We start from the raw sequence: 245 nt of genomic DNA on the forward strand, positions 1-245 counted from the left end.
GTAGCAAGCTCTTGTTCAGTCCCAACGCGAATCGCCCCATGACGTTCAACATTCAGTCGCGCCAGCTCGTCTGCATTTACCATTTTTTCGTGCAGTTGAGGATTGTTTTCCAGCACAGCCAGATTCACATCAGCTACCAGTTCCAGCAGCGTGCCATATTTCGGAACTTCTTGCTGGTACATGGCTGACATTGCCTGCGAAAACTGTTCCCGAATCTCATCCGCCGTGATGCTGTTCGCCATAGT

At 50.6% G+C, this 245-nt stretch carries 1 pseudogene; it reads right to left on the reverse strand.

The features are described 5' to 3' along the window. Positions 1-242, reverse strand: a pseudogene (locus V5P19_RS24270) (DUF1338 domain-containing protein); the annotation flags it as partial. Positions 243-245: the final 3 nt, after the last annotated feature.

Origin of the sequence: Enterobacter sp. UNJFSC 003 (genome assembly GCF_036903355.1) — a bacterium.
Taxonomy (GTDB): domain Bacteria; phylum Pseudomonadota; class Gammaproteobacteria; order Enterobacterales; family Enterobacteriaceae; genus Enterobacter.